Annotated in this window: 17 protein-coding genes; 5 read left to right on the forward strand and 12 right to left on the reverse strand. The window is 69.2% G+C overall.

Features of this window, described 5'->3' with window-relative positions; genetic code table 11:
* Window positions 1-124: 124 nt before the first annotated feature.
* A complete protein-coding gene (locus AC2DFQ_RS10930; protein ID WP_484534103.1) occupies window positions 125-898 on the reverse strand; it encodes an SDR family oxidoreductase in 774 nt (257 codons plus the stop codon).
* A gap of 66 nt (window positions 899-964) precedes the next feature.
* Between AC2DFQ_RS10930 and AC2DFQ_RS10935 the strand changes: the two genes are divergently transcribed.
* The gene (locus tag AC2DFQ_RS10935) at window positions 965-1,744 is read left to right on the forward strand and encodes a phosphotransferase (protein ID WP_484533906.1); all 780 of its coding nucleotides are present in this window, start codon (window positions 965-967) and stop codon (window positions 1,742-1,744) included.
* A 71-nt stretch (window positions 1,745-1,815) separates the two neighbouring features.
* On the opposite strand, the gene AC2DFQ_RS10940 is transcribed toward AC2DFQ_RS10935, so the two are convergent.
* Window positions 1,816-2,235 (reverse strand): hypothetical protein, encoded by a 420-nt coding sequence (locus tag AC2DFQ_RS10940; protein ID WP_484533907.1) that lies wholly within the window; start codon window positions 2,233-2,235, stop codon window positions 1,816-1,818.
* A 696-nt stretch (window positions 2,236-2,931) separates the two neighbouring features.
* Window positions 2,932-3,528, reverse strand: a complete 597-nt coding sequence (locus tag AC2DFQ_RS10945) for a TetR/AcrR family transcriptional regulator (protein ID WP_484533908.1) — start codon at window positions 3,526-3,528, stop codon at window positions 2,932-2,934.
* Between the two features lie 81 nt (window positions 3,529-3,609).
* Between AC2DFQ_RS10945 and AC2DFQ_RS10950 the strand changes: the two genes are divergently transcribed.
* On the forward strand, window positions 3,610-4,446 hold the full coding sequence (locus tag AC2DFQ_RS10950; RefSeq protein WP_484533909.1) for an SDR family NAD(P)-dependent oxidoreductase: 837 nt from the start codon (window positions 3,610-3,612) through the stop codon (window positions 4,444-4,446).
* A 54-nt stretch (window positions 4,447-4,500) separates the two neighbouring features.
* Here the strand turns inward: AC2DFQ_RS10950 and AC2DFQ_RS10955 are convergent, their stop codons facing one another.
* The 5 genes from AC2DFQ_RS10955 to AC2DFQ_RS10975 form a co-directional block, all read right to left on the reverse strand.
* Window positions 4,501-4,893 carry a hypothetical protein gene (locus AC2DFQ_RS10955; RefSeq protein ID WP_484533910.1) on the reverse strand — a complete coding sequence of 131 codons (393 nt, stop codon included), beginning with the start codon at window positions 4,891-4,893 and terminating at the stop codon, window positions 4,501-4,503.
* An 86-nt stretch (window positions 4,894-4,979) separates the two neighbouring features.
* The gene (locus AC2DFQ_RS10960) at window positions 4,980-5,930 is read right to left on the reverse strand and encodes an AAA family ATPase (protein ID WP_484533911.1); all 951 of its coding nucleotides are present in this window, start codon (window positions 5,928-5,930) and stop codon (window positions 4,980-4,982) included.
* Between the two features lie 132 nt (window positions 5,931-6,062).
* Window positions 6,063-8,153, reverse strand: a complete 2,091-nt coding sequence (locus tag AC2DFQ_RS10965) for a S9 family peptidase (RefSeq protein ID WP_484533912.1) — start codon at window positions 8,151-8,153, stop codon at window positions 6,063-6,065.
* 123 nt (window positions 8,154-8,276) lie between these two features.
* Window positions 8,277-8,678, reverse strand: coding sequence for a DUF2255 family protein (locus AC2DFQ_RS10970; RefSeq protein WP_484510136.1), 402 nt, complete (start codon window positions 8,676-8,678; stop codon window positions 8,277-8,279).
* A 29-nt stretch (window positions 8,679-8,707) separates the two neighbouring features.
* Window positions 8,708-9,181 (reverse strand): Lrp/AsnC family transcriptional regulator, encoded by a 474-nt coding sequence (locus tag AC2DFQ_RS10975; protein ID WP_484510135.1) that lies wholly within the window; start codon window positions 9,179-9,181, stop codon window positions 8,708-8,710.
* Here AC2DFQ_RS10975 and AC2DFQ_RS10980 point away from each other — a divergent pair.
* Both AC2DFQ_RS10980 and AC2DFQ_RS10985 read left to right on the forward strand, forming a co-directional pair.
* Window positions 9,063-9,323 (forward strand): arginine deiminase-related protein, encoded by a 261-nt coding sequence (locus AC2DFQ_RS10980; protein ID WP_484533913.1) that lies wholly within the window; start codon window positions 9,063-9,065, stop codon window positions 9,321-9,323. The two genes, AC2DFQ_RS10975 and AC2DFQ_RS10980, sit on opposite strands and share 119 nt — an antisense overlap.
* Window positions 9,324-9,382: 59 nt before the next feature.
* Window positions 9,383-9,649 (forward strand): hypothetical protein, encoded by a 267-nt coding sequence (locus tag AC2DFQ_RS10985; protein ID WP_484533914.1) that lies wholly within the window; start codon window positions 9,383-9,385, stop codon window positions 9,647-9,649.
* 19 nt (window positions 9,650-9,668) lie between these two features.
* Here AC2DFQ_RS10985 and AC2DFQ_RS10990 read toward each other — a convergent pair whose 3' ends face one another.
* The 4 genes from AC2DFQ_RS10990 to AC2DFQ_RS11005 form a co-directional block, all read right to left on the reverse strand.
* Window positions 9,669-9,959, reverse strand: a complete 291-nt coding sequence (locus AC2DFQ_RS10990) for a DUF4287 domain-containing protein (protein ID WP_484533915.1) — start codon at window positions 9,957-9,959, stop codon at window positions 9,669-9,671.
* A gap of 76 nt (window positions 9,960-10,035) precedes the next feature.
* Window positions 10,036-11,301 carry an RNA polymerase sigma factor gene (locus tag AC2DFQ_RS10995; RefSeq protein WP_484510132.1) on the reverse strand — a complete coding sequence of 422 codons (1,266 nt, stop codon included), beginning with the start codon at window positions 11,299-11,301 and terminating at the stop codon, window positions 10,036-10,038.
* A complete protein-coding gene (locus tag AC2DFQ_RS11000) occupies window positions 11,262-11,696 on the reverse strand; it encodes a YciI family protein (protein ID WP_484510131.1) in 435 nt (144 codons plus the stop codon). Before AC2DFQ_RS11000 ends, AC2DFQ_RS10995 begins: the two co-directional genes overlap by 40 nt.
* Window positions 11,697-11,812: 116 nt before the next feature.
* Window positions 11,813-12,280, reverse strand: a complete 468-nt coding sequence (locus AC2DFQ_RS11005) for a VOC family protein (protein WP_484533916.1) — start codon at window positions 12,278-12,280, stop codon at window positions 11,813-11,815.
* A 102-nt stretch (window positions 12,281-12,382) separates the two neighbouring features.
* Between AC2DFQ_RS11005 and AC2DFQ_RS11010 the strand changes: the two genes are divergently transcribed.
* Window positions 12,383-13,417, forward strand: a complete 1,035-nt coding sequence (locus tag AC2DFQ_RS11010; RefSeq protein WP_484533917.1) for a helix-turn-helix transcriptional regulator — start codon at window positions 12,383-12,385, stop codon at window positions 13,415-13,417.
* The last annotated feature ends 166 nt before the right edge of the window (window positions 13,418-13,583 follow it).

Consider the following 13,583-nt stretch of genomic DNA (forward strand, 5'->3'; position numbering starts at 1 on the left):
GAAGCGGGCCGGCGACTGGGGAACCGGCTTTGATGCAACAGCCGTTACGCGGCACAGATAGACCAACGGGGGACGCACGACTAGGTGCGTCCCCCGTTGGTCGCCTCACCCGCACTGACACCTGCTAGCGCGCGTTGAATCCACCGTTGCTGTGTAGGAGTTGTCCATTGAGCCATGAGCCTTCCGGGGAGAGAAGGAACCGGACGAGGTCGGCCGTGTCCTTCGGCGTTCCGAGTCGGCCGGCCGGAGTGGCGCTGATGGCCCACGCGCGGACGTCGTCGCTCATCCATCCGGTGTCGATGGGGCCGGGGTTTACGACGTTCGCGCGAACTCCGCGCTCGGCGAGCTCGACGGCTGCCGCGGTCACGATGCGATCGAGTGCGCCTTTACTGGCGCCATAGGGGAGGTTATGGGCGGTGTGGTCGCTGGTGAGGGCCACGATGTTGCCGGTGACCTCGCCTGCAGCAGGAGCGGGCGGGAGTTGCTCGGCGAACGATTTGATCAGGAGCCAGGTGGCTCGCGCGTTGACGGCGAAGTGCCGGTCCCAGCTTTCGAGACTGGTGTCGAGGATCGAGCTGTCGACGGACTCGGCATGCGACATGACCAGGCCGGAGACGGGGCCGATCTCACGTGCGGCCTCGACGAGCTCGGCCGGGGTTTCCGGTGCGCTGAGGTCACCGGGGATGAGTTTCACGGTGACGCCGAAAGCGCGGCATTCGTCGGCCACCGCTTCTGGATCGTCGCGGCCTTGTTCCATTCCGAGGCGGTCGTCGTAGGGTCGCCAATAGTTCAGGGCGAGGTTCCAGCCGTCCTGCGCCAACCCGACCGCAAGGCCCGCGGCGATGGAGCGCCGACGCCCGACCCCCGTGATGAGGGCAACCCGCGATCCTCGGGCCATGCTCATGACGCCCATCCTACGATCGCGCGGGAACGAGCAGTCGGCGCCCGCGGTTAGCCTCGAGATGTGGAGGAAGAGCAGGCACTGGCGGGCGGGAACGCCAGCGGCGAGATAGTGCGCATCGGAAGCACAGTGCGGAAGGCCTGGACAGCGGCCACGCCCAGCGTGATCTCCTACGTCGAGTTCCTCCGCGCGGCCGGTGTGGACGCGCCAGCCCCGTTGGGCCGCGACGAGGCAGGCCGACAGACTCAGGAGTGCGTGCCCGGCCGCCTGGCGATGGATGCGGGCCCTCTTTCTCGCACGGAGCTCCGCCGGGTCGGCTCAATCGTTCGCTCTATCCACGACGCGAGCATGGCTTTTGTCCCGGGCCCTGATGCCGTGTGGGAGACAGCGATACCGGCGCCTGGCGATGAGCTGGTCTGCCATAACGATCTCGCTCCGTGGAACCTGATCGTGGGAGACCGGTGGGTCTTCATCGACTGGGATGCAGCCGCTCCCAGCACGCGACTGTGGGACTTGGCATATGCCGCACAGGCATTCACACTCAACGATCCCAGCCGTGCACCGCAAGACTCGGCACAGGCCCTGGCGGCATTCATCGACGGCTACGGTGCCGACGGGCGGATGCGAGAGCGGCTTCCATCCGCGATGGGCCACCGAGCGGAGGCGATGTACGACCTGCTTCACTCATCGAATCTCGCTGAAAGGGAGCCCTGGGCGTCGATGTTCGATGACGGGCACGGCGAGCATTGGCAAGCCGTGATGCGCTACGTGAACTCTCATCGGGAGTCGTGGTCGCTCGCCCTCGCAAACCCCCCGCCCGCCCAGATCCCCAGCCGAAACTGATTGTCCCGGAACGAGGGTTCGATCGGGAAGGTGCTGGCCCCCTCACCGGATCGCGGCGTCCGATTCGGTGGTCAAGGCGGTGTGGGGAGCGCGTACACGTTCTTCGAGATCTGCGTCGCACGTTCAGGAGCGGGTAGGCCGTCGGGCTGCGCGACGAAGTTTCCCGCTATCCCGCTGACAGCAACCCCGCCCCGACCGCCGCAGCCGGCGGTCCACCCGGAGGATCCCCCGTCCAGCAGAAGACAGATCGCGCCTTGCTCCGCACCTTCGACCAACCACACCGACGTGCCGTCGTGCTCTCCGAGGTAGTGGCTCGTCGACTCGTCTACCGAGCCCAATACATCGGCGCCGAGGTCCGGCAGATCGTCGCGGGACGCACGCTCTCCACGCAGGTCGGCATACTCGACGCCGGACGAGGCTGCGCAACCTGCGAGGGTCAGCACCCCCACGACAGTCAGAGGAACGAATACCAGCGTTCGGACCATGCCCATGGGCAGCAGTCTCGCGCGACGTAGCCCCGCGGTCCACCTTTGCTTTGTCTTCCACGAGGACAGGTCAGTCGTCTTCTGGCCGCCTGGCCGCTCTGCGCGGGGCGCGAGAAGCGAAAAGCTCTTCGAAGAGGTCGGCTTAGATAGAGCGTGTGACGATCGACGTCGGTTACTCCGGTCTTGGCGGACCTGCCGCGCATGGTCGCGATACTGAGCCGCTGGCAGGACGATGACTGACCCGGCCACCTCCATCCCGGCGACGTGGGGTGGCACTCGATGGTCGGCGCTGAGCAGACCGTTACGCACCTGCGTTTCTGGACGAGTGACGCCTCACTCGTCGCTGTCGGCATGCTCGACGGCAACGCCTTCCGGATGGCCCTCGGCCCCTGTGCGGTCGACGATGAGGGAGTCGCCGCCCGGATCGCAGGCGACCTCGCAGACCCCGCAACGGGGGTGATCACGTCGAGCGAGACCGTGGTCGAAGCTCGCGGCGCTCGCGCGCTGCAGACCCGGCTTCGATGCAGGGGGTGGGTTGATGACGAGCCCTGGACCGCACTGCGCAGGGACCTCAGCGGACTCGTGGAGCCGCCTCGGTCGAGCGCGGCGGGCCGCCGAGTGGAAAGCGTCGGGCCCGAGAAGGCGGACGTCTGGATCGGCGTGCACTGGTCGGCCTTCAAAGGAACACCACGGCCGGTGCGGTTATGAGGCCCCTTTGAGGAACTGGTCGACCGCCGTGATGGTGAGGTCGTCGAGTCGTTCCGCTTCGATCGCCCCGGTGTTGACGAGTGTGGAGATCCCGTTGATGGTGGCATACAGAATGAGTCCGATTTTCTCGGGCTCCCCCTCACCGAGCACCCCCTCGGCCAGACCCTGACGAATGAGGTTCAGCAGCGGCGCGTACGCCTCCTCGGCGGAGCGCGGGACCTCTGATGCGTCCTGACGGTTCTTGCTCGCGTTCATCAGTTCCAGCAAGGCGGCGTTCTCTGTGGCGAAGTGAGCAAATGCGGATGCGGCGCGACGCACTCGCGTGGCGAATTCTGCGTCCTCGTCGGCGACGGCGTCGCGGATCCGGTCGCCGAGCCGCGCATAGCCCGCCTCGGCCAGGGCGTCGAGCAGGTCCTGTCTCTCCGGGAAGTGCCGGCGCGGGGCTGCATGGCTGACCCCCACCTCTCTGGCAAGGTCGCGCAGCGACAGGTCGGCGACGCCATGAGTGCGGACACTGCGTTCTGCCGCTTCGAGCAGGGCGGCTCGAAGGTCGCCGTGGTGGTATCGGCGCTGACCCGGACCCCCGCTCATGCTCAGCAGCCTACCGAGGCAAAGTTGACGTTGACAACATGTGTAGCCAGCGCCTACATTGTGCCGCGGGAGGACGAAACGATGACACTGCTGAAGCACGAGTTGATCGCCATCTCGGGGGCCTCCACCGGCATCGGAGCGGCAACCGCTCGCACGCTTGCCTCCCGCGGATATCACGTGCTCGCCGGCGTTCGTAGCGACACGGAGGCGGACGCGATCCGCGACGACCGCATCGAGCCGGTCACGCTGGACATCACCATCCCCCGACACGTTGCGGCCCTCGCCGCCCGGATCGCCGACGATCGCCATCAGCGTCCGCTGCGGGCGCTGATCAACAACGCCGGGATCGAGATCAACGCCCCCGTCGAGGTGCTCCCTCTTGGCATCTGGCGGGAGCACTTCGAAGTCAACGTCTTCGGACACATCGCTGTCATCCAGGCGTTGCTGCCGGCCCTACGGCGCAGCCGGGGCCGGGTGGTCAACATCAGCTCCGTCGGCGCGGAGGCCACCCTCCCCATCTACGGCGCTTACGCCGGCAGCAAAGCCGCCTTCGAATCCGCCAGCCACGCCCTGCGTCGGGAGGTGTCGTCCCAAGGTATCCAGGTCGTCATCGTCCAGTCCGGGGGCGTGAAGACACCGATGGCGGACAAGAGCGGCCCGCTCTCCCTGCAGCTCGCGGAGAGGATGAGTCCAGACCACACCGACCTCTACGGCGAGTTGATCTCCTCGACCGTGAAGTTTCAGTCCTCATTCCTCGAGCGCGCGATCACTGCTGAGAAGGCGGCCGCCAAGATCGCGAGAATCGCTACGACCAGACGCCCCCGAACCAGGTACAGCCTGGGACCGGATGCTGCGTTCACGCTCCCGCTCAACCGCATCCTGCCCGACCGGCTGATGGACCGGGTCTTCTCCCGCTGAGCGACCGGGCTCGGGCGCCGCGGAGTCGCATGACCCGCGCGGCGCCCGCCGGCGTCAGCGAGTCGCGTTCGCCTTGAAGTACGCGTTCGAGGCGGGGAGGTACATGAGGATGGTGGACACCACGACGGCGCCCAGGCCCACCCACTGCACCCAGCTGTTGGTCGCCGACCCGCTGACAGTGCCGCCGATCTGCAGCACGGCGAGAACGGTGAGCACGATGCGCGCCCAGTTTCGGCCGGCGCGCATCTTGAACAGGACGATCAACTCCGCGATCGCAATGACGAGCGCGACGACGGCGATGATGACGCCCTCGACCCCAGCCTCGCCGGCGACCACCAGGAGGAGGACGGAGCCGACGATGCCGAGGAGCACGGTCAGGAGCCAGAGAACGAATGCGACGGTGACGGTGGTCGGTGGAGCGGGGCGGGTGCTGGTGCTGGTGCTCATGGACAACGTCCTTCGTGTCTGGGGGACAATTTCCCAAATGCTAGCTCGCGGCGACGGTGGGAGGGCGGAAGTGGCATCGTGTTACGTCACCAACCAGCACGACGCTGCAGCGCGGCAACGGCCTGGGCAGGCGCGAGACCTGCGATGTCGACGGACAGTTCGTGAGCGCGGAGAGGCTCATGGTCGGAGGTCACGAGCCGCACGAACGTGACCTCGGACGCGGGTAAGGCCGCGCGCGCTGCAGAAGGATCGACCCCGAGCGGTGCGGTCACCACGATCCTGCCTGCCCCCGCGCCCGTGAAGGCGGCACACAGGCGCGCCAGGTTCGCGAGCCCGACGGCGCCCCGGATATTCCAGGCGAAGGAGAGCTGCGCGAGATCCGCGAATCCGGCCCGCCGACCCGCATCCCACTCCTGCTTCGCTATTTCCCAGCCGACCCGGGATGCGCCCGCGAGCCGCGGGCCGGTGATCCAGAGCACCCGTGCAGAGGGGGCGGATGCCTGGGACGGAACTGCGTCGCCGCGGCCGGGCCCGCTCCCCGCGGCATCCGGGTGCCACGTCGCCCGCACGTCGTCCACGGTTTCCGCCTCCGAACGGTGCTCCGTATCGACGCGCTCCCACCCTGGATGCACTCGCTCGGCCTCCGCAGTGCCGGCAGCGAGGAACTGCGCGACCTGTTCCTCCCCGAGCCTCCGCGCGGCCAAGCGTTCGCGTCGGGTCTCCTCGGATGCATCGAGCCAAAGGGAGTGCACCCGGATCCCGTGGATCCCCGGCGGCGGAGCATCCGGAAAGGCGACGCCGGAGACGATCAACCGATCCGCGCCCGCCCGCACGAACTCCCTGGCGACACCGGCGAGGGCCCGCTCCTTGAGGCCCCACCGATCCGGATCGTCCTCCGGCGGCGGATAGCACATGCCCAGCTGGTCGATATCGACGTAACCGGACGCCACGCCCTCCGCGGCGAGCCGCTGCGCGATCGCCCACGCCGTCGTCGACTTGCCGACGCCGGCCCCACCTGCCAGGCGCAAGAGGTCCATCGGGTGCAGCTTAACGAGGAGCACGACGTGCGCCGCGACGACACCCAGGCCGGAAGGCCACCCGCTGGGGGACGGACGCCACGCGACTCAGGCCCGGAGAAGTTCTTTCTTTCGGCGGTCACCGCGGTGACCTCAGCCGAGGACCTCCGGCACCTTCATGCTCTCGCCGTGCAGGTGCTCGGCGAGGAACGCGAACACCGTCTCGTACCAGACCACGGCGTGCTGCGGCTTGAGCACCCAGTGGTTCTCGTCGGGGAAGTACAGGAAGCGGTGCACGATCGTGCCGTCGTCCGCGGCGAAATGCTCGTTCAGTTCCGACCACAGCCGAAGCCCCTCGCCGACCGGCACCCGGTAGTCGCGGTCGCCGTGAATCGCGAGCAGCGGTGTGCGGATGTCGCGGACGAACCGGTGCGGCGAGTTCTCGACCATCGCCTCGGGCGTGAAGATCCGTTGCCAATACGCCGACGAGTCGGTGGTGGCGGCGAACTGGTCCAGCGCCCACAGGCCCGCGTGCGTGACGATCGCCCGGAACCGGTCGGTGTGCCCGGCCACCCAGTTCGCCATATAGCCGCCGAACGAGCCGCCCAGAGCGGCCGTCTTCGTCTCGTCGATGTCATCCCGCGCCACCACGGCGTCGGTGATCGTCATCAGGTCGGTATAGGGCTTGCCGCCCCAGTCGTTCCAGCCGCGGGCGATGAAGTCGAGGCCGTATCCCGTCGACAGGGCGGGGTCGGGGAGCAGCACCGCATAGCCGCGGGCGACAGCGAGCTGCGGGTTCCACCGCCAGCTCCACGCGTTCCAGCTGTAGACCGGACCACCGTGGACCCACAACAGGAGCGGGGCCGGCGCCGTCGGCGAGGCACCGGCGGGAAGGAGCAGCCAGCCGCGTACACGTGCGCCATCGGCAGCTGTCGTGTCCACCTCCGTCATGGTCGCTGCGGAGTCGGGCAGCGCGGCGGGCGAGGCGAGGGCGGTCACGACCCCGTCGCGGGTGACGCGCACGGGGTGGGGTGGGGCCATCCAGGATGACCGCAGCGCGATGAGATCGCCGGTTCCCCGGTCGATCCCGACGTGCGTGTAGGCGAATTCGTCGCGCGTGATCTGCTCGGCGGGGCCGCCGTCGAGCGGCACCCGGAAGATGGGCCCGCGCCCATCTTGATCGGCCGTGACGATGAGCGCGCGGTCGTCCGCGTCGAAGGCCACCGAGCTCGGCCAGCGGTCCCATCCCCCCGCGAGGCGGCGGGGGTTCGATCCGTCGAGCTCCGACACCCAGAGCTCCTGGTCGGCCGGAGCCTCGGGCGAACCGAAGCCGGACCGCACATACGCCAGCGTCTCGCCGTCGTGGCTGATCGCGGGCGACTCGAAGTACGTGCTCCGCTCATCGAAAAGCGTCGTGCGCTTTCCGGTGGCGGTGTCGATCGCGACGAGGATGTGGCGAGCGTCGCGCCCTTCGGGGATCTGCAGCGACGCGACCAGCGTGGCGCCGTCGGGCGTCAGCGCGGCTCCGGCGATGTCGGCGGTGCGCCCGGGCTGTGGGGTCAGGTCGCGCGGACGCGGTAGCGCGCGGGGGTACGGCTTTGCCGCATCCTTCTCCTCCTCCTCGACCGCCTCCGACTCCTCCGCGACCGCCCCGATCGTGTCGGCGAGTGCGTCGAGGTCGAGGGCGAGGAGGTGCGGTTCGTCCGGGCCGAGATCGTGGTCCCAGAACCGCACGGGGTAGCTCGAATGCAGGATCGCTGAGACCTTGCGCTTCTTCCGTTCGGCGCGGAGCCGCGCGTCGTCTTCGACCGTGTCGGCGGAGGGCAGCAGGTCGGCCGACAGGACGAGGCGCGGGGATGCCTCGGCCACGGCCGCGATGGCACCCACACCGCCGGCGAGCCGCGTGATCGGTCGCGCTTCGCCGCCGCCTGCCGGCAGCAACCAGAGCTGGCCGGACTCCTCGTCGTCGTCAGCCTCGGAATCCGGCCGCGCACTGACGAAGAGCACATCCCCGGCGGCGGTGAACGCGGCGCCGGACTCCCCCTTCGCCGAGCGCGTGAGGCGCCGTGGAGCGCCCCTACCGTCGGAGGGCACCTCCCACAGCGAGCGCTCGTACGCCGTCCGGTCTTTGGTGAGGGTGGCGACGGTGAGGACCACGCGCCGGCCGTCGGGCGAGAGCGCCAGCGCCTCGATGCGGGGAAGCGAGACGTACTCGTCGAGGGAGCCGAAGGGTGTGGGGGGCATGCCATTCACGCTAACCGCTCCCGCCGCGCGGCGCGTGGTTCGGCGAAGGCGGGTGGCGCTGCCCGTGGGATGGGGCGCGGCGGCGTCACGGTTCAGCCGGTGACCCACCGCGCGGGAGGTGGGTCAGGGCGCGACGACCCGGAGCGTGCACTGCCTCGCTCCGGGGCTCTTCATGGCGGCGGGCGCCGCGGCGTACTTGGTGTCGATCACGCGGTCGATGGAGCGCTGCACCGGGTCATCCGCGGCCACCGGCTCCAGCGCGACGCGTTCGGTCGGCAGATCGAGTGCGGCGTCGCGGTCTCGCGCGGCGATCATCCCGTCGCCGAGGACGAACTCGACCTCGCGTCCGGAAATCGCGCGCCGATACCACCAGGACGACCTCCCGTACTCCGACCGCACGTAGGGGACACCGTCGACCACCATCGCCAAGATGGGGGTGGCTATTCGGGTGCCGTCGGCGCGGCGGGTGATGACGGCGACCACGCGGGTCTGGTCGAGAACGCGCACGAGGTCGTCGAAGGCCATGCACCGAGGGTACTCGGCGCGGCGGCCGCTCAGCGTAGGACGGAGCTCAGGAGCAGGCTCGTCTCGCTGTTGACCACGCCGTCGGTCGACCGGATGCGGCCGAGCACCTGATCGAAGCGGGCGAGGCTGTCGACCTGCAGCTCGGCAACCAGGTCCCATCCCCCGTTCGTGGTGTGCAGCGCCGTGATCTCAGGGAACCCGCGGAGGCGCCGGATGACGGCATCCGTGGTGCGCCCCTCCACCTCGATGAGCGACATCGCGCGGATCTGATCCACCGCGACCTCGTCGCGCACCCGGACGCTGAAGCCGACGATCGCGCCGGAGGAGACCAGGCGGGCGAGCCGGCTGTTCGCCGTCGCCCGCGCGATACCGAGACGCCGCGCGATGTCCGACGCGCGCGACGCGTTGACCACGGCGCAGCGCCGCACCATCGAGAAGAGCGCCCGGATCGTCGCGGTGCCCGTTCCCACGATCGAACTCGCCGGCGGGTCGGTCCGCTGCATGATCGCCGGCGTGCACCTAGATCGGCGGCCCCGCCCTCCGCGCGACGGTCACGGGCATCGACCGGGCCGTGAGAGCGACCCACAGAGCGCTTCGGTCATCGGGAGAATCGTGTCGGGGGATCATGCGGCGGAACGGAATTGAGACGCGGATGGCCTTCATGCCAAGCTCAGCATGTACGCGTTTCGGACAAGGGAGTTGTCATGCGTTGGAAGACCCGTTTCGCCGCCACTGTCGTCGCCGTCGCCACCCTCGCGGGAGGAACGCCGGTCACCGCAGCGCCCGCCGTTGCCGCCACCTCTCATCGGGTCGCGATCGACGGCATGGCAACGAAGGCGGATTGCCAGTACGTCCAGAACACCTGGCGCGCGCACATCATCCGCAAGGGCGGGAAGATCTACGGCGGCGAGGGATGCCTCTACGGCGGCGCAGCGCGGAAGTGGCTCTTCAGCATCAGCTACACCCTCTGACGTCACCCGCAGGCGGCCGTCATTCTTTGGGCCGGGTCGCCTGACCGTCGAGCCAGAGCCGATCGCTCGGGTCGCTGTGCGACCCGCCGCTTCCCACGTGCTTCGCCGCGATCCGGTCACCCTTGGTGATGACCTGGACCAGCGCCATGCCGTGACCACGTCCGAGGTCGAAGTCGTCCTTGAGCCACTCCAGGATCGGACCGGCTTTCGTATCGGGGCCGAAGCCGCGTTGCCCGGCCAGCTCGATGAACTGCCGCGGCGTCAGGCCGGTCTTGGTTTCGATGGTGTCGAGGTACGCCTGGAACGACATGTCGGCTCCCTGGGCTGAGTTCGGGCGTTGGGTGCACGATACGCGTGCCCCCCGACGCTCGACAGCCCCCGGTTCGTCAGAGTGCGGCGGCCTTCGCCCGCAGTACGGCGCTCTGCTGCGCGTTGGCGGCCCGTTGCGCCGCGCTGAGCAGCTCCGCGCGTGCCTCCTCCGTGCGGCCGAGGCGCAGAAGCAGCTCGCCGCGCACGCTCGGCAGGAGGTGGGAGCCCTGCAGTGCCGGGGCGTCGGCGAGCGCGTCGACCATCGGCAACGCCGCATCCGCCCCCGAGGCCATCGACACGGCGACGGCGCGGTTCAGCTCGACCACCGGGCTCGGGGCCAGTCGTCCGAGCGCCTCGTACAGGAGCACGATGCGCTCCCAGTCCGTGTCGTCGACGCTCGGCGCCGTGGCGTGGCACTGGGCGATGGCCGCCTGCAGGGCGTACGGCCCACGGCCACGGCCGAGGGCATCCGCGCGCCCCAGCGCGGCGCTCCCACGGACGATCTGCCCCCGGTCCCATCGCGTGCGGTCCTGATCGGCCAGCAGCACGGGCGAACCGTCCGAGGCGATCCGCGCGCCGAAGCGGGATGCCTGGAACTCCATGAGCGCGACCAGTGCGTGGGCTTCCGGTTCGCGGGGCGCGAGCGCGGCGAGAACGCGTCCGAGGCGCAGCGCCTCGTGGGCGAGGTCGGTGCGGATCCACCGGTCGCCGGCGGTCGCGGCATACCCCTCGGTGAACATGAGGTACACCACCGCGAGCACCCCGGCGAGCCGCTGCGCCCACTCGCTCGGCTCAGGCGTCTCGAACGGTGCGTGCGCGGCAGCCAGCGTCTTCTTGGCCCGCGTGATGCGCGCCTGCACGGTCGGCACGGGCACCAGCAGCATCCGCGCGATCTCCTGCGTCGACAGACCGCTCACCACGCGCAGGGTGAGGGCGATCTGCGACTCGCGGGACAGCACCGGATGACACGCGATGAACACCAGTCGGAGCACGTCGTCGTCGATCGGCTCCCCGTCGTCGTCGGTTGCCTCCTCGAGCTGGGACGCGAGGGCCCGGTGCCGGTCGTCCAGCGCAGCGCGCCGCCGCCAGTGATCGATCGCGCGCCGCTTGGCGACCGTCGTCAGCCAGGCACCCGCGTTTCGCGGAACGCCGGTCTCGGGCCATTTCTCGAGCGCCTCCACCACCGCCTCCTGCGCGAGATCCTCCGCGAGGCCGACGTCGCCGGTCGCCTTCGCGAGCGTGGCGACGATGCGCGCGCTCTCGATACGCCAGACGCCGTCGACCGTGCGGCGGATGTCGTCGCTCATGGCCGCTTCGCTGCGGCTTCCTCCTCGGCGCGCCATCCCTTCTCCTTCTGGACGTACTCGTTGTCGGAGTAGTCCGCGAAGTCCGACTCGTCGGTGACGCGGCGCACCTCGATCTTGTTACCGGCGCCGAGGGGTGCACGGCTCGCCCACTCGATGGCCTCCTCCTTCGTGGCGGTCTGGATGATCCAGAAGCCGTTGAACAGCTCGTGGGTCTCGCCGTAAGGGCCGTCGGTAACCACGGGCGCTTCGCCGGTGAACTCCACCACCGACCCCTCCGCGGCATCCGTAAGCCCCTCGCCTCCGAGGAGGATGCCCGCTTTGATCATCGACTCGTTGTATGCCCCCATGGCGTTGAGGACCGCCTCGACGTCCATGTCTTCATAGTTCTCGGCGGATCCGCTGTTGCGCATGATCAGCATGTACTTGGCCATGAGATGCTCCTTCGGTCTCGAGGCTCGGATCGCCCCTCTACTATCGCGTCGAACGGCGCCGGGCGAAATCGACATCGGGGCGAGATCGGGATGCTGTGGGGCCCCACCCGGCGCGACTACGCAGCGCTGTGGGGCGCGGCGACGTCGATACTCCAGGTCACTCCGAAACGGTCGGTGAGCATGCCGAAGCCGGGGCTCCATGCGGATGCGGTCAACTGCTCGACGATCGAGGCTCCCACGGCGAGCGCATTCCAGTAGACCTGGACCTCGTCGAGGCTCTCTCCGCGCACGGAGAGGAAGAACGGCTGTTCGGTGATCGTGACGCCGTTCTCGCGGCGGGTCGAGCCCGCGTGGGTCGCGGCACTGTCGGACGCGCCAGGGATGTCGTACGCCATGACCCGGAAGCCGTCGGCGCTGGTGACCTGACCGAAGACGACGTTGCTCGCGCCGGGCGCCTCGGGGGGCATGCCGACCTCGGCGTAGGTGACGATCGTGACTTCGCCGCCGAAGACGGACCGGTAGAACTCCAAAGCCGCGCGGGCTTCGCCGTGGAAGTTGAGGTGGGGGGTGGTCTGAATGCTCATGTTCGCTCCTGGTGTGACGGTGCCGGGGCGTTTCCCTGACAGCATCCACGCTTCCAGATGTATAGGTCAGGTTCGGTCCTACACTCGAACTAGCATCGAGGAATGACGACGACCACGTCCCGGCTGCTTCAGCTGCTCTCGCTGCTGCAGACCAGGCGCGACTGGCCGGGCACGGTGCTCGCGGAGAGACTGGAGATCAGCCCCCGGACGGTTCGCCGCGACGTCGACCGGCTCCGCGAGATGGGCTACCGCATCCAGTCGACGATGGGGCCGGAGGGCGGCTATCGCCTCGACGCCGGCAGCGAGCTGCCTCCCCTGCTCTTCGACGACGACCAGGTCGTCGCGCTGGCCCTCGCCCTGCAGACGGCGACCGTCACCGGCGTGGGTATCGAGGAAGCGGCGCTGCGGGCGTTGACCACGGTGCGGCAGGTGATGCCCTCGCGTCTTCGCCATCGCCTCAGCGTTCTCGAGTTCACCGCGATGCCCGCCGGCGTGGGCGAAGCCGGGCGCGACACGGTGTCGCCGGAGGTGCTTCTCGCGATCTCCGCCGCTGCGCGGTCCTGCGAGGTGCTGCGCTTCGACTACACGCGCCGGGATGCCCCCGATCCCCGCGGCACCACCGGTGACAGCGCGGAGGCGGTTCCACCGCGCCGGGTGGAACCGCACCACCTCGTCACGTCCTCGGGTCGTTGGTACCTCGTCGCGTGGGATCTCGAGCGCACTGACTGGCGCATCTTCCGCGCCGACCGCATCGCTCCGCGTACCCCCACCGGCCCGCGGTTCACGCCGCGACGCATACCGGGTGGCGACGTGGCCGCGTACGTGGGCGCCCGCTTCAAGGGTTCCGACCTGCGTAACCGCTGGCCCTGCTCCGGGAAGGTCATCCTGCACCTCCCCGCGTCGGACGTGGTCCCGTTCGCCGGCGACGGGATCGTGGAGGACCTCGGGCCCCACCGCTGCAGTCTCGAAGCCGGTTCCTGGTCGTGGGCGGCGCTTGCCGCATCCCTCCTCCGGTTCGACGCCGACATCGACGTCGTCGGGCCGCCCGAACTCACCGCCGCGTTCGCGCGGCTCGCCACGCGGAACGCGCGGACCGCGAGCACGGGGCCCGAGGGGCAGCCCGCCGCCAACGGATGACCTGCACACCGCGCCCCGCTCGTCAAGCCGCTCCAGCGGCACGCGTGCAGGGCGTATCCCGGAATGAGGCGACCTCATCGACGAGAGGAGCATCATGGCGGGCTACGACGGTTTCGGTTCCCACGGAAACGGCAGCGCCATCTGGACGAGCGCGATCAGCGCCGCC

The organism is Microbacterium sp. Z11_20 (assembly GCF_057197605.1).